15 protein-coding genes are annotated in these 17900 nt (G+C 60.8%); 3 read left to right on the top strand and 12 right to left on the bottom strand.

Annotated elements, in window-relative coordinates; translation table 11 throughout:
• Nucleotides 1-457 (bottom strand): hypothetical protein (locus C4N22_RS12980; RefSeq protein WP_207657323.1); only part of this gene is annotated, 457 nt, incomplete at its 3' end.
• Nucleotides 458-529: 72 nt separating this feature from the next.
• Between C4N22_RS12980 and nrdD the strand changes: the two genes are divergently transcribed.
• A complete protein-coding gene (gene nrdD / locus C4N22_RS10390) occupies nt 530-2701 on the top strand; it encodes an anaerobic ribonucleoside-triphosphate reductase (RefSeq protein ID WP_112148926.1) in 2172 nt (723 codons plus the stop codon).
• Nucleotides 2702-2819: 118 nt separating this feature from the next.
• A complete protein-coding gene (nrdG, locus tag C4N22_RS10385; RefSeq protein ID WP_112148925.1) occupies nt 2820-3371 on the top strand; it encodes an anaerobic ribonucleoside-triphosphate reductase activating protein in 552 nt (183 codons plus the stop codon).
• Nucleotides 3372-3578: 207 nt separating this feature from the next.
• Here the strand turns inward: nrdG and C4N22_RS10380 are convergent, their stop codons facing one another.
• Nucleotides 3579-5159: a RecQ family ATP-dependent DNA helicase gene (locus tag C4N22_RS10380; protein ID WP_112148924.1), complete on the bottom strand. Its 1581-nt coding sequence runs from the start codon at nt 5157-5159 to the stop codon at nt 3579-3581.
• 196 nt (nt 5160-5355) lie between these two features.
• Here C4N22_RS10380 and C4N22_RS10375 point away from each other — a divergent pair, with 196 nt between their 5' ends.
• Nucleotides 5356-6381: a glycosyltransferase family 2 protein gene (locus C4N22_RS10375; RefSeq protein WP_112148923.1), complete on the top strand. Its 1026-nt coding sequence runs from the start codon at nt 5356-5358 to the stop codon at nt 6379-6381.
• Nucleotides 6382-6447: 66 nt separating this feature from the next.
• Here C4N22_RS10375 and C4N22_RS10370 read toward each other — a convergent pair whose 3' ends face one another.
• The 10 genes from C4N22_RS10370 to ruvB all read right to left on the bottom strand — a co-directional run bounded on the left by C4N22_RS10370 (nt 6448) and on the right by ruvB (nt 17898).
• Complete coding sequence (locus tag C4N22_RS10370; RefSeq protein WP_112148922.1) at nt 6448-8748, bottom strand: ATP-dependent Clp protease ATP-binding subunit; 2301 nt, start codon at nt 8746-8748, stop codon at nt 6448-6450.
• 24 nt (nt 8749-8772) lie between these two features.
• Nucleotides 8773-9468 (bottom strand): hypothetical protein, encoded by a 696-nt coding sequence (locus C4N22_RS10365; RefSeq protein WP_112148921.1) that lies wholly within the window; start codon nt 9466-9468, stop codon nt 8773-8775.
• Between the two features lie 65 nt (nt 9469-9533).
• Nucleotides 9534-10754: a DUF5711 family protein gene (locus C4N22_RS10360; protein WP_112148920.1), complete on the bottom strand. Its 1221-nt coding sequence runs from the start codon at nt 10752-10754 to the stop codon at nt 9534-9536.
• Nucleotides 10755-10926: 172 nt separating this feature from the next.
• The gene (truA, locus tag C4N22_RS10355) at nt 10927-11670 is read right to left on the bottom strand and encodes a tRNA pseudouridine(38-40) synthase TruA (RefSeq protein WP_112148919.1); all 744 of its coding nucleotides are present in this window, start codon (nt 11668-11670) and stop codon (nt 10927-10929) included.
• A gap of 7 nt (nt 11671-11677) precedes the next feature.
• Entirely contained in the window at nt 11678-12493 is an 816-nt protein-coding gene (locus C4N22_RS10350) for an energy-coupling factor transporter transmembrane component T family protein (protein WP_112148918.1), read from the bottom strand.
• A complete protein-coding gene (locus tag C4N22_RS10345) occupies nt 12487-13410 on the bottom strand; it encodes an energy-coupling factor transporter ATPase (protein ID WP_112148917.1) in 924 nt (307 codons plus the stop codon). The genes C4N22_RS10350 and C4N22_RS10345 overlap by 7 nt, the downstream gene beginning before the upstream one ends.
• Before the next feature lie 13 nt (nt 13411-13423).
• Nucleotides 13424-14263, bottom strand: coding sequence for an energy-coupling factor transporter ATPase (locus C4N22_RS10340; RefSeq protein WP_112148916.1), 840 nt, complete (start codon nt 14261-14263; stop codon nt 13424-13426).
• Between the two features lie 187 nt (nt 14264-14450).
• A complete protein-coding gene (locus C4N22_RS10335; protein ID WP_022256501.1) occupies nt 14451-15326 on the bottom strand; it encodes a class I SAM-dependent methyltransferase in 876 nt (291 codons plus the stop codon).
• A 13-nt stretch (nt 15327-15339) separates the two neighbouring features.
• Complete coding sequence (glmM, locus tag C4N22_RS10330; RefSeq protein WP_112148915.1) at nt 15340-16695, bottom strand: phosphoglucosamine mutase; 1356 nt, start codon at nt 16693-16695, stop codon at nt 15340-15342.
• Between the two features lie 147 nt (nt 16696-16842).
• Nucleotides 16843-17898: a Holliday junction branch migration DNA helicase RuvB gene (ruvB, locus tag C4N22_RS10325; protein WP_112148914.1), complete on the bottom strand. Its 1056-nt coding sequence runs from the start codon at nt 17896-17898 to the stop codon at nt 16843-16845.
• Nucleotides 17899-17900 lie beyond the last annotated feature (2 nt).

The raw sequence follows: 17900 nt of genomic DNA, 5'->3' as shown, positions 1-17900 counted from the left end.
TCAAGGGCTTCTCGCTGAGGCTTTGGAAGTCATTCTTTTGCCTCAGCGCTTGGCGCTCAAGTATAATACCACACACCAGGCCATTTGGCAACCCCTTTTTGCAAGTTTTTTTGACTTTTTTCTTCTTTGGGCTTTTTGCCCAGTTTTTTGTATCAAACTCCACCGGCGTTTGACATCTTCCCGCCCGTGCATCCCCTGCCTCCCGCCGGGCTCCTTTCTCCCCTATTATAAGGTAATATAATAAAGGGGATCCCATATGGGAACCGTATAGAGGACAGCGGATATTACCCTGCGGAAAGGTCCTACTTTTCTTGTGCGGTTTGTCAAGGGGCTTTGACCGAGATTTTGCTCTGAAAATCTTCCCGCAAATTTGTTCAATGCTACAAAACACAAAATGTAGTGGTTCTTCCATTGACATATCACTAAATAGTGATATGATAGTATCAACATCTACCATGCATTCCGCGGGCGCCTCTTGCCAAAAGGGACGCCCGCTCAAATTGCGGCTGTATCGTCAGGAGGAAAATGAATGAAGATCATCAAGCGCAACGGCGCAGAGGTGCCCTTTGATATCACCAAGATCATCACGGCAGTGACCAAGGCCAGCGATTCCGTGGGCGGCAAAAGCCGTCTGACCCGGGAGCAGATCACTCAGATCGCATCGGATGTGACCGACCAGTGCCACGCTCTCAACCGCGCCGTCAGCGTGGAGGAGATCCAGGACATGGTGGAGAACAAGCTGATGGACATCCGTGCCCATGACATTGCCCGCCACTATATCACCTACCGCTATGTACAGAGCCTCAAGCGCCAGACCAATACTACGGATGAGCGCATTCTGAGCCTGATCGAGTGCCAGAACGAAGAAGTCAAGCAGGAGAACGCCAACAAGAACCCCACCGTGAACAGTGTCCAGCGCGACTACATGGCCGGTGAGATCTCCAAGGACCTGACCGCCCGCCTGCTGCTGGACCCGGAGATCGTCAAAGCCCATCAGGAGGGCCTGATCCATTTCCACGATTCGGACTACTTTGCCCAGCACATGCACAACTGCGACCTGGTCAACCTGGAAGACATGCTGCAGAACGGCACCGTCATCTCCGGCACCTATATTGAAAAGCCTCACAGCTTTTCCACCGCCTGCAACATTGCCACCCAGATCATTGCACAGGTGGCCTCCAACCAGTACGGCGGCCAGAGTATCAGCCTGACTCATCTGGCTCCGTTCGTGGATGTTTCCCGCAAGAAGATCGCCGCCGAGGTCGAGGCCGAGATGGAGGGCCTGGATGTTTCCGCCGAGCGGAAAAAAGAGATCGTGGAGCGCCGCCTGCGCAACGAGATCAACCGCGGCGTCCAGACCATCCAGTATCAGGTCGTCACCCTGATGACCACCAACGGTCAGGCTCCGTTCATCACCGTCTTCATGTATCTGGGCGAGGCCCGCAACCCGCAGGAAAAGGCAGACCTGGCCATCATCATCGAGGAGACCATCCGCCAGCGGTATCAGGGCGTCAAGAACGAGGCCGGTGTCTGGATCACTCCCGCGTTCCCCAAGCTGATCTATGTGCTGGAGGAAGACAACATCCGCCCCGGCGCCCCTTATTACTATCTGACTGAGCTGGCCGCCAAGTGCACCGCCAAGCGGATGGTGCCCGACTACATCTCCGAGAAGAAGATGCTGGAGATGAAAGTGGACAAAAACGGTGAGGGCCACTGCTACACCTGCATGGGCTGCCGCAGCTTCCTGACCCCCTATGTGGACCCCGAGACGGGCAAGCCCAAATATTATGGCCGCTTCAATCAGGGCGTCGTCACCATCAACCTGGTGGATGTAGCCCTCTCTTCCGGCGGCAACTTTGATAAGTTCTGGAAGATCTTCGACGAGCGTCTGGCCCTCTGCCACCGTGCACTGCAGGCCCGCCACCAGCGTCTGCTGGGCACCCCCAGCGATGCCGCGCCCATCCTGTGGCAGTACGGCGCACTGGCCCGCCTGAAAAAAGGCGAGAAGATCGACAAGCTGCTGTATGGCGGTTACTCCACCATCAGCCTGGGCTATGCCGGCCTGTATGAGTGCGTGAAGTATATGACGGGCAAGAGCCACACCGACGCCGGTGCCAAACCCTTTGCCCTGAGCGTGATGCAGCACATGAACGACAAGTGCAGCGAGTGGAAGAAAGCGGAGAATATGGACTACTCTCTCTACGGCACCCCGCTGGAATCCACCACCTACAAATTCGCCAAGTGCCTGCAGAAGCGGTTCGGCATCGTGCCCGGCATCACCGACAAGAACTATATCACCAACAGCTATCACGTCCACGTCTCGGAGCAGATCGACGCCTTTACCAAGCTGAAATTTGAGAGTGAATTTCAGAAGCTCTCTCCGGGCGGTGCCATCAGCTATGTGGAAGTGCCCAACATGCAGGATAATCTGGAGGCCGTCATGAGCGTGCTGCAGTTCATCTACGACAACATCATGTACGCCGAGCTGAACACCAAGTCCGATTACTGCCAGTGCTGCGGTTACGACGGCGAGATCAAGATCGTGGAGGACGACGGCAAGCTGGTGTGGGAGTGCCCCAAGTGCGGCAACCGTGACCAGAACAAGCTGAATGTTGCCCGCCGCACCTGCGGTTATATCGGCACCCAGTTCTGGAACCAGGGCCGCACCCAGGAGATCAAGGATCGGGTGCTGCACCTGTAAACCTCTCAGTCACGCTTCGCGTGCCAGCTCCCCTAGCAGGGGAGCCCTTGGCAAGCTCCAAAAAGCACAACAAATTGTAAAGCAAAGCAGCGTGCCTTGCTTTCAGGTTTGATATATCATGAATTTTGCTACAATTAAGTATTACGACATTGCCAACGGGCCCGGCGTGCGCACCAGTGTGTTCGTCTCGGGCTGCCGGCATCACTGCCCCGGCTGCTTCAATGAGGTGGCATGGGATTTCGGTTACGGCAAGCCCTTTGATAAGGCCACCCGCAACGAAGTTTTCGCCTCCTGCCAGCCGGACTATATCGCCGGCATCTCCCTGCTGGGCGGCGAGCCCATGGAGCCGGAGAACCAGCGGGAGCTTCTTCCCTTTGTCCGCAACTTCAAGGCCCTCTACCCCAAAAAGACGGTCTGGTGCTACTCCGGCTACACCTGGGAGCAGCTGACCGGGGCGGTCCCCTGTCACGCCCGGTGCGAAGTCACCGACGAGCTGCTGGGCCTGCTGGATGTGCTGGTGGACGGCCGCTTTGTGCAGGCCGAGCACGACATCTCCCTCCGCTTCCGGGGCAGCCGGAACCAGCGGCTGCTGGATGTGCCCAAGTCCCTTGCCGCCGGAGAGCCTATCTGGTGGCAGGACGAGCAGGTCTTTTCCACCCATACGATGTAGCCCTCTCAGTCAATGCTCCGCATTGCCAGCTCCTCCTCCCTCTGTCGCTTACGCGGCATCTCCCTCCGGCCGGAGGGAGTCTTTCAAAGGGAGAGCCCTTGGCAAGCTTCAAAAGCACTGCAAAATTGCAATGCAAAGCAGCGTTATAAAAAGCGTTCCGTTTTCCACATCCGATGCAGGAATTGTGGAAAACGGAACGTTTTATTTTTAGCGGCTTCTGACGGCCTCCTCGATGGCGGCGAGGAAGATCGTGCCGTAGCGGGCGGCTTTCTTCTCGCCCACGCCGGTGATATTGAGCAGCTCATCGGTGCTGAACGGCTTTTTCTGTACCATCTCCCGGAGGGTGGCATCGCTGAACACGAGATAGGCCGGGATTTTCTGCTTGCTGGCCAGCCGCTTGCGCAGGGCGTAGAGGTCGGCCAGCAGCTTTTCGTCCTCGGCGCTGAGCTCCACGTCCGCCGGGCGGCGGCGGGGCTTTTCAGCCAGACGGCGGGCGCTGGCGGCGGCCCGCTGCTTGGCCTCGGCGGCACGCTGTTCCATCTGCCGGGCAGCCTCCTCTGCCATGAGGCAATTGGAGCAGTTGCCGCACTTGGCCGGGGCCACCTCCCCAAAATATTGGAGCATGAACCCCCGCAGGCAGCGGGGCGTGGTGGAGTAAAAGGTCATGTACTTGAGCCGTTCCTCCGCCTTGCGGGCGGCTTCGGCTTTTACATCAGCGGGCAGACCGTTGTCCGCTTCCCTCTCTTTGTCAATGAAAAAGCGGATGGTCCGCACATCGGTGCCGGAGTAGAGCAGGATGCAGCGGGCCGGTTCGCCGTCCCGCCCGGCACGGCCCGCCTCCTGATAGTAGCTTTCCAAGTCCTTGGGCATGTTGTAGTGGATGACAAACCGGACGTTGGGCTTATCAATGCCCATGCCAAAGGCGTTGGTGGCCACCATGATCTGGACACGGTCATAGAGGAAATCGTCCTGGTTCTTCCGGCGGACCTCCGCGTCCAGCTTGGCGTGGTAGGCTGCCGCCCGGATGCCCCGGCTCTGGAGCAGGCGGGCCGTCTCGTCCACCTGTTTGGTGGTGCTGCAATAGACGATGCCCGCATGGTCTCCCTCCCGCAGGACATAATCCAGCAGGACACGGGGCTTCTCGCTGGGCAGGGCACGACGGGACTCAAAATAAAGGTTGGGGCGGTCAAAGCCTGTCGTCACCTCATAGGGGTCTTTCAGGGCCAGATGGGTGCGGATGTCATCCCGGACGTGGGCCGTGGCGGTGGCCGTGAACGCCCCCACCACCGGGCGGCTGGGCAGGCTGTCCACAAAGGCTTTGACGCGCAGGTAGCTGGGGCGGAAATCCTGCCCCCACTGGCTGATGCAGTGGGCCTCGTCCACCGTGACCATGCTGATGAGTTTTTCCTGCGCAAACCGCTGGAAGCCCGGCATCTCCAGCCGCTCCGGGGCCACATAGATGATCTTATACCACCCCTCCCGGGCCCGGTGGAGCATCAGGGCTTTCTGGTTGTCGGTGAGGCTGTTGTTCAAAAAGGCGGCGGCCACGCCTGCCTGCACCAGGGCCCCCACCTGGTCTTTCATCAGGCTGACCAGCGGCGATACCACAAGGGTAATGCCCGGCAGCAGCAGGGCCGGCACCTGATAACAGATGGACTTGCCCGCGCCCGTGGGCATCACGGCCAGCACATCCTGCCCGCCCAGCAGCCGCTTCACGATCTCCTCCTGGCCGGGGCGGAAACTGTCGTAGCCGAAAACTTTCTTTAAAATCGAGCGCTGGTCTTCCATCAAACTGTCTCCTTTGTTTAAACACTGCGTTCCAGTATACCACAAAACCACCCTGAGTTGCGAATTTTCGGTGGGATTTTGTGGTTTTGATAGCTTTTCGTGCGCCAAAATGCTATAATAAGAATACATATCTCCATCTAAAGATTCTTAGCCGCAGCCCGCGTGCTCCGGCTTCCGTGATTAAAAGGAGTACACTATGCAAAAACTCATCAGCTTTGCCGTCCCGTGCTACAACTCGGCGGCCTATATGCGCCACTGCATCGAGACGCTGCTCTCCGCCGGAGAGCAGGCCGAGATCATCCTGGTGGACGATGGTTCCACCAAGGACGACACCCCCGCCATCTGCGACGAGTACGCCGCCAAATATCCCACCATCGTCAAGGCCGTCCATCAGGAGAACGGCGGCCACGGCGAGGGCGTCAACCAGGGCATCCGCAATGCCACCGGCCTGTACTATAAGGTCGTGGACAGCGACGACTGGCTGGACACCGACGCCCTGAAAAAGGTCCTGCACCGCCTGCAGACCCTCGTGGCCCGCGGCACCGCCCCGGACCTGATGATCTGCAACTATGTGTATGAGCATGTGGAGGATGGCACCAGCCATACCGTCCGGTACACCAACGTCTTCCCGAAAGACCGCCTGTTCGACTGGGTGCATGTGGGCCATTTCCGCCCGGACCAGAACCTGCTGATGCACTCGGTCATGTACCGCACCGAGGTGCTGCGTCAGTGCGGCATGGTGCTGCCCAAGCACACGTTCTATGTGGACAACATCTTTGTCTACCAGCCTCTGCCCTATGTCAAGAGCATGTACTATATGGACCTTGACCTCTACCGCTACTTCATCGGCCGGGCCGACCAGAGTGTCAACGAGAGCGTTATGGTCAAGCGGGTAGATCAGCAGCTGCGGGTCACCAAGCACATGATCGACTGCCAGGACCTGGACGCCCTGAAAAACCAGAAGCGTCTGCGGGCCTACATGCTCCACTACCTCTCCATCATGATGGCCATTAGCGACATCTTCCTGCTGCTGGACGGCAGTGCCGAGGCCAAGGAGAAAAAGACCCAGCTCTGGCAGTACCTCAAGGAGCACACCAGCCCCAGCGTGTACCGCGCTGTCCGCCTGAGCCTGGGCGGCATCACCAACCTGCACTTCCCCAAGAGCGATACCGTCATTGTCGGCGGCTACCGCATCGCCCGGAAGATCTTTAAATTCAACTAAACTTCACAGGACAAAAGAGACGGTCCTCTTCCCACTGGAAGAAAACCGTCTCTTTTCTTTTTGCATTTATTTCAGCACCACTTCGCCGTCCGCGTCGGCGTCCACGGTAAGGGCGGAGCCGGAGGCCAGCGTGCCGTCAATGAGGCGCTCGGCGGCGGGGTCTTCCACCGCCTTGCGGATGACGCGGCGGAGGTCGCGGGCACCGAACTTGCCGCCCTGGCTCTTGGTGACCAGCGCCTTGAGGGCTGCCGGGGTATAGCTGTAGGCAATGCCCTTGGCCGCCATGCTGGGCTTGTACTCATCCAACATGAGGGCTGCAATCCCCTCCAGTGTCTCCTGGCTCAGGGGTTTGAACGCGATGACCTCGTCCACGCGGCCCAGGAATTCCGGCCGCAGGAACTGGGCCAGCGCCTTGCGGGTCTTCTCCTCGCTGCGCTGCTCCTCGCTCTTGTTGAAGCCAAGGCCGCCCGAAGTCTGGTCAGAGCTGCCGGCGTTGGAGGTCATGCAGATCACGGTGTTGGAGAAATCCACGGTCCGGCCCTGGGCATCGTTGATCTTGCCCTCGTCCAGAATCTGCAGCAGGATGTTCATGACATCCGGGTGTGCTTTCTCGATCTCGTCAAACAGCACCACGCTGTAGGGGCGGCGGCGGACTTTCTCGGTCAGCTGGCCGGCTTCCTCGTAGCCCACATAGCCCGGAGGCGAACCGATCATCCGGGAGACAGCGTATTTCTCCATATACTCGCTCATGTCCAGCCGGATCAGGGGGTCCGGGCCGTCAAAGAGCTGGTTGGCCAGCTGCTTGACCAGCTCGGTCTTGCCCACGCCCGTGGGGCCCACAAAGATGAAGCTGGCGGGACGGCGGCGGCCCGAGAGGTCGGCGCGGCTCCGCTTGACCGCTTGTGCCACCAGATGGACGGCCTCGTCCTGGCCGATGATCTTTTTCTTGAGCTCTGTTTCGAGGTTTGCCAGCTTGGCGTACTCGGTCTCCTGGATTTTCACCGCCGGGATCCCCGTCCACAGCTCAATGACCTTGGCCACATCGTCCATGGTCACCTTGATCTCACTGGCAGCGGCCTGCTTGGCGGGCAGCTCGCTTTCCAGCTGGGCAATGCGGGTCTTGCGCTCGGCCACCTGCTCATAGTCGATGGGCTCATTGACATCGGCGTTGGCCATATCGGCTTCTTCCTGCTTGAGGGCGTCCAGCTCTTTCCGGGCCTCCAGATACTCGGAGATGACCGGGTGGGCCAGATTGCAGCAGGCGCAGGCCTCGTCCAGCAGGTCGATGGCCTTGTCCGGCAGATAGCGGTCGGTGATATACCGCTCACTGAGGGTGACGGTGGCACTGAGCACATCGGCGGGCACCTGCACATGGTGGTGCTCCTCGTAATAGTGCTTGATGCCGTTCATCACAGCGAGGGTATCGGCCACGCTGGGCTCCTCCACCCGCACGGGCTGGAAGCGGCGCTCCAGCGCCTGATCTTTTTCGATATACTTGCGGTACTCGTTGAACGTCGTGGCGCCGATGACCTGAATTTCCCCGCGGGAGAGGGCAGGCTTCAGGATGTTGCCCGCGTTCATGGCACCTTCACTCTCACCGGCCGAGGTGATGGTGTGGATCTCATCAATGAACAGGATGACATTGCCCGCCGCCTTGACCTCGCTCAACAGGCCCTTGACCCGCTGCTCGAACTGGCCGCGGAACTGAGTGCCCGCCACCAGGCTGGTCAGGTCCAGCAGGAAAATCTCCTTGTCTTTCAGGCCCGCCGGCACCTGCCCTTTGGCAATGCGCTCCGCAATGCCCTCGGCAATGGCCGTCTTGCCCACGCCCGCCTCACCGATGAGGCAGGGGTTATTCTTCTGGCGGCGGCTCAGGATCTGGATGGTGCGGTAAATTTCGCGGTCACGGCCGATGATATCATCCAGCTTGCCTTCCCGGGCCTTGCGGGTCAGGTTCTCGCAGTAGGTGTCCAAAAACTTGCGGCGGGGCGGCTTCTTGCCGTTTTTATTTCCAGCTTTCTTGTCCCCCTGCTGCTCGTTCTGGCCGTCCTTGACCCCCAGCGGGAACGTGGCGCTGGAGCCGGGCATCAGGTCTTCGTCGCCCTCGTTCTCCGGCTGGCCCATGTTCATCATCATGGAGAACGGGTTGGTCTCGCCGCCCATCTCCTCCATCATGCTCTCCATCCGGTTTTCCATATTGTCCATGTCTTCGTCCGACATGCCGAACTGCTTCATCAGGTCTTCCACCGGCTTGATGTGCAGCTCCCGGGCACAGTGCAGGCAGTACCCCTCATTTTTCATCTGGCCATTCTCCATCCGCTGGACGAAGATGATGGCCGGACGTTTCTGGCATCGATTACAGACCATTGTTCCTCCTATCCAATCCAACCCTTACAGGAACGGGTTGAACACATTGAAAACTTTATAGTAAAGGCTGCTGCTCATAACGGTATCGTTGAGCATCGTCAGGTTGCCGCCCGTGATGACAATGAGTGCCCAGAGCACACACAGCACCAGATAAATGTCCAGCAGGCTGGCAATGCCGCCCGCCGTCCAGCCCAGCCAGCGGTTGACCGTGCCCACCACCGGCAGCTTGTTCACCAGCCCCAGCACCGTGACCAGCAGGCTGACCAGCATCCGCAGCAGGGCGAATGCCACAAAGAACAGCACCAGCGAGATCACCGGCGTCAGCAGCGGAGCCAGCACCTTTTGGACAATGACATCGGCCAGCACCACGGCGTTGTCGCTGAGCACGGCGGAAATGGAACGCTCGCAGGCCTCCACGATGGAAGCCCGGAAGCTTTCCGGCAGAAAGCCCGCATACCGCTGGGCAATGCCGGAAAGGTCTACCACGCCCCCGGCCGTGATGCTGGCGGCGATCTGGTCGCGGAAGCTGCCTGCAAAGAAGTTCTGGAACACCTGCCCGGCTGCCCAGCCGGAAAAGGCCCGGGCTCCGGTCAGGCTGAACAGGCTCCCCGCCAGCTGCACCACCGAGGCCAGAAAGCCTTTGCGGGCGTAGCGGACGGCCAGCAGCAGCCAAACCACCGTGCATATGATATCAAAAAGAAATGACGGATTCTTGAACATAGAGTATTTTCCCTGTTACTTTCTGCCGCAGAGTGCTAATTTCAGGAATGATTCTCTCCTTTTCCTCAACTTGCCTGAGAGGTTTCCGGTGCCGTACCCTGCTGCACCGTGTTGCCGCAAAAGACCAGTGTCTGCTTGGCATCCGCCAGCAGCGCCTGCGGCCGGGCCGTCAGGCTCTGGCTCCACTGGTACTCCCCCGCAGAAGTCAGGCTCTCCACGGTGCTGTCGGTGAGCAGATAGACAAGCTCGCCCCGCCGCACCACCTTGTTGGAGGTGGTCACATTGCCGCTGTACTGAACATTGAGCTCCTTATCCAGCGTCACCAGCTGGCAGACCTGCCCGGAGGCCAGCAGCAGCGCCACATTGCCCGCGCTGTCCACCGAGACATCCCGCAGGGTGCCGCCGCCAAACTCATAGCGGGCACGCTCTCCGCCTGCCGCGTTGTACAGGATGGCCCGGCTGTCGTACACGGCCAGCAGGGTGGTACCGGAAAGCCAGCCCACCCACTGGGGAACACCGCTCTGGCTCCCCACATTGACCGGGTCGCCCTGGGCCAGGGTGACAACATAAAGGTTTGTCTGCATCTGCCCGCCGCCGGCCGTGACGGCAGCAGCCGCCAGCCGGCGGCTGTCCGGCGAGAACGCCATCCGCAGCGGGGTGCCGTCGTTGGAGGTCATGTTCCAGCGGAGCTGCTGCTCCATGGTGGGAGAATACACCAGCAGCTCCGCCATGCTGCTCACATCGTCTGTGACAACGGCCAGCGTGCCGTTATCGGACATGGCGCAGAGGAAGATCTTGTTTTCCAGTTTTTTGGTGTAGAGGTTCTGGGTGCGGCTCTCCACCCGCAGCTCGTTGCCGGAGCGGTTGTAGAGCACAAAACGGGTCTTGCCCGCCGCCAGCGCCGGACGGCCATAGCCGCTCTGGATGCTGTTGAGCCGGGTGCCCGTGCGGGAGTACACCACGCAGCTGTCGCCGCCCAGCTCCACAAAGCCGCCCGTCATGGGCAGCACCTGGGTGGGCTCCATCACGCCGGTCTGCTGGGGCCAGCCGGGGCCCGGCATCAGGGCAATGCGGGTGGTGTCCACGCAGTCCTTGACCAGCGCCACCGAGCTGCCCACCAGCCCGGTGGTAAACAGCACCACAGCCGTCAGCACCGCCACGATGAGCGCCGTGCGCCGCAGCCGCCGTGCCCGCACCCGGGCGCGGGCCTGCTCCAGATATTCGACCCGCCCGGCCGAAAGCGGCTCGTCACTCTCGGGGCGTTGGCCGCGATGGTTCTTTCTCATTTGGTTGTTCTCCTTGTCCTAAATGGCTTGCCCTCTCCGTCATTGCGATCGCAATGCCACCTCTCCCAAAGTAAGAGGCCTTGGCAATCCACGCAAACTTCATCTCTTTGCCAAGGGCTCCCCCTTTGGTGGAGCTGCCGAACAGCGTGAGGCTGAGAGGGCCAGCCACCTCTCAATCATACTCCACACTCTTCAAAAACAGTCCCTTGGCGGGCAGGGTGGGGCCCGCCTTGTGCCGGTCACGGCTGGCAAGGATGTCCGGGATGGCCTCGGGCTGCATCCGCCCGGCCCCTACTTCGCAGAGGGTCCCGGCCAGGATGCGCACCATGTTGTAGAGGTATCCATCCGCGGTGACGGTGATCTCTACTTCGTCCCCTTTGCGCTCCACTCCGCAGGCCGTGATGGTCCGCACCGTGTCACCGTGGGCGGCAGCGGAAGACCCCGCCGCGCACAGGGCCAGGAAATCGTGTTTGCCCACAAACCGCCGGGCTGCCGTGTTCATTTTGGCCGTGTCCAGCCGCCGGGGCACCCGGGTATAATACTTCTCGTCAAACGGCGAGTCGATGGGGCTGTTGTGGATGCGGTAGAGATACGTTTTGGTGTGGGCCGCGTACCGGGCATGGAAATCCTCCGGCACCACCCGCGCCGCCAGCACCCGGATATCCGGCGGCAGGTGCTGGTTGAGGGCCAGCGGCAGCTTTTCCACCGGGATGCGGGTGTCGGCGTGGAAATTGAGCATAAAGCCCAGCGCGTGGACGCCCGCGTCGGTGCGGCTGCACCCCTTGATATCCGGGCGGCAGCCCAGCACGGCCTCCAGCCCATCCTGAAAGGTCTGGGCCACGCTCCGCCCGTTGGGCTGCACCTGAAACCCGCAGTAGTTGGTGCCATCGTAAGATAATGTAAGCAAATAGTTCATAGTATCATCAGAAATTCGGGAACACCAGCCGGGAAGACAGGATGATCACAAAGCAGACGATGCAGACCGCCAGATCAATGTAATCCTGTCTGGTGCAGCGGAGCACTTTCAGGCGGGTGCGGCCGTCACCGCCGCGGTAGCAGCGGCACTCCATGGCCATCGCCAGCTCGTCCGCCCGGCGGAACGCCGAGATGAACAGCGGGATGAGGACGGGCACCAGCGCTTTGATGCGCTCGGTCATCTTGCCGGTGTCCAGCTGGGCACCGCGGGCTTTCTGGGCGTTCATGATCTTGTCCGTCTCCTCGATGAGGGTGGGGATGAAGCGGAGCGCAATGCTCATCATCATGGCCAGCTCGTGCACCGGGAAGTGGATCTTGCCCAGCGGCTTGAGCAGCTGCTCAATGGCATCCGTCAGCACGATGGGGCTGGTGGTGTAAGTCAGCAGGCTGGTGCCCGCGATCAGGGCCATGACGCGCACCGCCATCAGGATGGCGTACTTGACGCCCTCGGCGTAAACGGTCAGGAATCCAATGTGCACCAGCGGCTCCCCCTCACCCGAGACGAAGAAGAGGTTGAGCACTGCCGTAAAGATGACAATGGGTAAAATTGGTTTCAGGCTCTTGAGGATGAGCTTGAACGGGATCTTTGCCACAGCGTACATCCCCACCAGGAACAGGATGGACAATGCCAGTCCCAGCGGGTTGGAAGCCGCGAACAGCAGGATGATATAAGCAATGGTGAGCACCAGCTTGAGCCGGGGGTCAAATTTGTGCACAAGGCTGTTGCCCGGGAAGTGCTGGCCAATGGTGATATCTCTCAGCATCCGGACACGCCCCCTTTCCCGTTCGCAGCATCCCGGGGCAATACAAGAGACTCCCCGGCGTCCCGCCGTGCCTTGGCGGCCAGAATGGTCTTGACCGCATAGGGGATGGTGTACACGTCCGCCGGGACGTCCACCCCCATCTCCCGCAGCTTGAGGAAAATTTTTGTCACCTGGGGCACGCTCAGACCCAGCTCCAGCAGCTCCGGAGCCCGGGCAAACACGTTCTCCACCGTATCGTACATGGCGATCTTCTTGTTGGACATCACCAGCACCCGGTTGGCGTACTTGGCAATGTCCTCCATGCTGTGGGAGACCAGCAGGACAGTGGTGCCCGTCTTTTTGTGGTACTCTTTCACCTCGCTCAGGATCTCATCCCGGCCCTCGGGGTCCAGGCCCGCGGCGGGCTCATCCAGCACGAGGATGCGGGGCTTCATGGCCATGACGCCTGCCACGGCCACCCGGCGCTTCTGGCCGCCGGACAGCTCAAAGGGGCTGCGTTCCAAAAGGGCCTCGTCCAGGCCGACAAAGGCGGCTGCTTCGTGCACCCGCTTGTCGATCTCGGCCTCGTCCAGGCCCATGTTCTTGGGGCCAAAGGCGATATCTTTATAGCAGGTCTCCTCAAACAGCTGGTACTCCGGGTACTGGAACACCAGACCGGTGAGGAAACGAAAATCTCTTATTTTTTCGGGCTCGGCCCACAGGTCGCGGCCATCAATATAAATTTTGCCGCTGGTGGGCTTGTTCAGGCCGTTCATGTGGGTAATGAGGGTGCTCTTGCCGGAGCCGGTGGCCCCGATGATGCCCACAAAATCGCCCTCTTCCACGGTAAAGCTCACATCGTCCAGCGCGGTGACCGCATTGGGCATTCCGGGGTTATAGATATAGCTCAGGTGTTCTACCTTGATAATGTCTGCCATCGTTCACCCCTCCTCACTGCAGCAGCTCGTACAGAGCCTGTGCGCATTCGCCCGTGTCAATGATGCCCTCGGGCAGGTCGATGCCTGCCTTGACCAGCTCATCCCGCAGCTCGGCGGCCTGCGGCACGTCCAGATGGAGGGAGCGGACTTTCTCGGTCTGGCTGAACACCTCTTTCGGGGTGCCTTCCAGGACCACTTTGCCCTTGCTCATCACCAACACCCGGTCGGCTTTGGCAGCTTCTTCCATATAGTGGGTGATGGACACCACGGTGATGCCCATGTTCTTGTTGAGGTAGTGGATGGTCTGCATCACCTGCTCCCGGCCCCGGGGGTCCAGCATGGCGGTGGCTTCGTCCAGAATGAGGCAGTCCGGCCGCATGGCCACGACGCCTGCAATGGCAACGCGCTGCTTCTGGCCGCCGGAAAGGTTGTGGGGTGCCCGCTCCCGGAACTCGTAGATGCCCGCCATCTTCATGGCGTCGTCCACCCGGCGGCGCATCTCCTCGGGCGGAACGCCCAGGTTCTCCAGCGCGAAAGCCACGTCTTCTTCCACCACCGTGGCAACGATCTGGTTGTCCGGGTTCTGGAACACCATACCCACGGTCTGGCGGATGTCGTAAATTTTGCTCTCGTCGGCGGTGTCCATTCCCTCCACCAGCACAGTGCCTGCCTCCGGCAGGAGGATGGCGTTGAACTGTTTGGCCAGGGTGGATTTGCCGCAGCCGTTGGCACCCAGCACGGCGACGAACTCGCCCCGCTTGACGCTGGCCGAGACCCCGTCCAGCGCGTAGACGGGCTGCTCCGGGTCATAGCGGAACTTTAAATTTTCTGCTGTTAAAATCGTATCACTCATTTGTGTTCTCTTTCTGGTGGTGCGCCCCTCTCAAAGAGGCTGTACCCCATTCTTAGATTATTTTATAAACTCCCCCAGCCGCCTGCAGCGGCAGCCCCCTCAAAGAGGGAGCCTTTTGGGTCTCTGCCGTCAGAAAGCCTCCCTCACTGAGGGAGGCGGCATCGCGCAGCGATGACGGAAGGAGTATTCACTCTTCCCAGATGGCCGTTGCGCCGCAGGGCACCACGCCGCCGGTGGCCGAGACGGGCAGGCCGATCTCGTCACAGCTGGTCTGCCCGCCAAAACGGGGCACCAGCGTGGTCTTGAGCATGTACTCCATCACGGCGGGCGACAGGCCCGTGGTGTAGCTGTTGACGGCAAAGAAGAGCGGCTTATCGCTCAGCACTTCCTCGCACTGGCTGATGAGGTCATAGATGCAGTCTTCCAGCTTCCAGATCTCGCCGCCGGGGCCGCGGCCATAGCTGGGCGGGTCCATGATGATGCCGTCGTAGGTGTTGCCCCGGCGCTTTTCCCGGGCCACGAACTTGGCACAGTCGTCCACCAGCCAGCGGATGGGCCGGTCGGCCAGGCCGCTGGCGGCGGCGTTGTCCTTGCCCCAGGCCACGATGCCCTTGGAGGCATCCACATGGCAGACGGTAGCACCCGCCGCCGCGCAGGCCAGCGTGGCACCACCGGTGTAGCCAAACAGGTTCAGCACTTTTACCGGGCGTCCGGCAGCACGGATCTTTTGGGCGTACCAGGCCCAGTTGACGGCCTGCTCCGGGAAGACGCCGGTGTGCTTGAAGCCGGTGGGGCTCACGATGAGGGTCAGTTTCTCCTCTCCCTCGCCGCAGCTGATCTTCCATTTTTCGGGCAGCCGGCGGCGGTACTCCCACTCGCCGCCGCCCTGGTTGGAGCGGTGGTACACGGCGTCCGCCTTGGCCCACAGGGGGCTCTGCCGGGGCGTTTTCCACACCACCTGCGGGTCCGGCCGGATGAGGATGGTCTCCCCCCATCGCTCCAGCCGGTTGCCACCGGTAGCATCCAGCAGCTCATAATCTTTCCAGGTATCTGCAGGGCGCATAGCGTTCTCCTTTTTACTGTTTCAGAATTCGTTTGTTGATCTTTTCCACGATCCGGTCTGCACAGCGGTGGATGGCCTCCAGGTCCTGGCCCTCGACCATGACACGGATCTTGGGCTCGGTGCCGGACACACGGACCAGCACGCGGCCCATGCCCATCAGCTTCTGCTGCTCGTTCTCAATAAAGCCCGCCAGCACTTCGTCCTCTTTATAGGCGGCTTTCTGGGCGGCGTTGGCCGTCACGTTGACCAATACCTGCGGGTACTGGGCGTAAACGCTGTTCAGCTCGCTCATCTTCTTGCCGCTCTCGGCCAGCAGCTTGAGCAGCTTGCCCGCCGTCAGCTCACCGTCGCCGGTGGTGGCGTGGTGGAGCAGGATGACATGGCCGCTCTGCTCGCCGCCGATGGCGTAGCCGTTCTCGCGCATGTTTTCCAGCACATAGCGGTCGCCCACGGCGGTCTTCTCGGTGTGGATGCCCTGGCTCTCCATATACTTGATGAAGCCCAGATTGGACATGACCGTCACCACAGCGGTATCGCCGTCCAGACGGCCCTTTTCTTTCATGCTCACGGCCAGCAGGGCAATGACCTTGTCGCCGTCGATCTCATGGCCCAGCTCATCGCAGGCCAGGCAGCGGTCCGCGTCGCCGTCAAAGGCAATGCCGCAGTCAAAGCCGCCCTCCACAACTGCCTTTTCCAGATTGTCCAGATGGGTGCTGCCCACGTCCTTGTTGATGTTGGCACCGTCCGGCGTGATGCCAATGAACGTGCACTTGGCGCCCAGCCGGGGAAACAGCTTCTGTGCCACAGCGGCAGAAGCGCCGTTGGCGCAGTCGATGCAGACGTTCAGGCCGGACAGATCGCCGTTGACCGACTCATACAGGTGGTCCACATAGTCCTGCAGACCGTCCGCCCGGACAGACACCCGGCCCACGGAGGCTCCGGTCGCCAGCGGGATGTCGGCACAGTCGTTGTCAATGTGCTTCTCGATCTCGTTTTCCACATCATCCGGCAGCTTGTAGCCGGTGCCGGCAAAAATCTTGATGCCGTTGAATTCCATCGGGTTGTGGGAGGCCGAGATGACAACACCGGCATCCGCGTTGTATTTCTTGACCAGATAGGCCACAGCGGGGGTGGGCAGCACGCCCAGGCTCTCCACGTCCGCGCCCACACTGCACAGGCCGGCGGTCAGGGCCGCTTCCAGCATATCGCCGGACTGGCGGGTATCCTTGCCGATGAGGATGCGGGGGCGGTGGCCGGTGCTGCCCGTCAGGACAGCAGCAGCGCCGCGGCCGATCTTCATGGCCATCTCACAGGTCAGGTCCGCGCCCGCCACACCGCGGACGCCATCCGTTCCAAAATATTTTCCCATAATCAGTACCTCCATATTTTAAAGCACATTCCCTCTCCGTCCTATTCTTGGTTCTCCCTCCGAAAGACTCCCTCCGGCCGGAGGGAGATGTCGCAACGCGACAGAGGGAGGATAAGCTGGCGCGAAGCGCCTGAGAGGGCGAGTCGGTTAAAACAAGCTCTGTTGTCCGTTGTCCTCCGGGCTGCCCGTTTCCGAGGCCTTGAGGCCCAGGTGCTCGTAGGCCAGCCGCGTGGCGCAGCGGCCCCGGGGCGTCCGGGTCAAAAAGCCCATCTGCATCAGGTAGGGCTCGCAGAGATCTTCCAGCGTGACGGCCTCTTCGCCCAGAGCCGCTGCCAGCGTTTCCAGGCCCACCGGGCCGCCGTTGTACATCTCAATGATGGCGCGCAGCAGGCTGCGGTCCAGCTCATCCAGCCCCAGGGCGTCCACGTCCATCCGCTTGAGGCCCATGAGGGAGACATCCCGGTCAATGACGCCGTCTCCCAGCACCGTGGCAAAGTCGCGGATGCGCTTCAAAAAGCGGTTGGCCACACGAGGCGTGCCCCGGCTGCACTTGGCCAGCTCGTAAGCACCCTCCGGGGTGATGGGCTGGTCGAGGATGCCTGCCGAGCGCTGGATGATGCGGGAAAGCTCATCCGGGCTGTAGAGTTCCAGCTTGAGCAGCACGCCGAAACGGTCCCGCAGAGGACCGGTGATCTGGCCCGCCCGGGTAGTGGCACCCACCAGCGTGAACCGGGGCAGGTTGATCCGGATGCTCTGGGCGCTGGGGCCTTTCCCGATCATGATGTCCAGCGCATAGTCCTCCAGTGCCGGGTAAAGCACCTCTTCCACCTGCCGGGAGAGGCGGTGGATCTCGTCGATGAAGAGGACGTCGCCCTCCTGTAAATTGGTCAGCAGGGCGGCCAGGTCGCCGGGCTTCTCAATGGCCGGGCCGCTGGTGATGCGGATCTGCACTCCCATCTCGTTGGCAATGATGCCCGCCAGTGTCGTCTTGCCCAGGCCCGGAGGGCCGTAGAGCAGGATGTGATCCATGGGCTCGCCCCGCCGCTTGGCGGCTTCCAGATAAATTTTCAGGTTCTGCTTGACCTTTTCCTGCCCGATGTAGTCTTCCAGATGCTGGGGGCGGAGGCTGTTTTCTTCGTTGTCCGCCACCGTCAGCCCGGGCTGCATCATTTTTGCGCCGTACAGCGCGGTTTCGTCCTGCATTG

Origin of the sequence: Faecalibacterium prausnitzii (genome assembly GCF_003287495.1) — a bacterium.
GTDB lineage: Bacteria > Bacillota > Clostridia > Oscillospirales > Ruminococcaceae > Faecalibacterium > Faecalibacterium prausnitzii_I.
The sequence above is the reverse complement of the archived record's forward strand: the minus strand, read 5'-3'. Positions and strand labels throughout refer to the sequence as shown.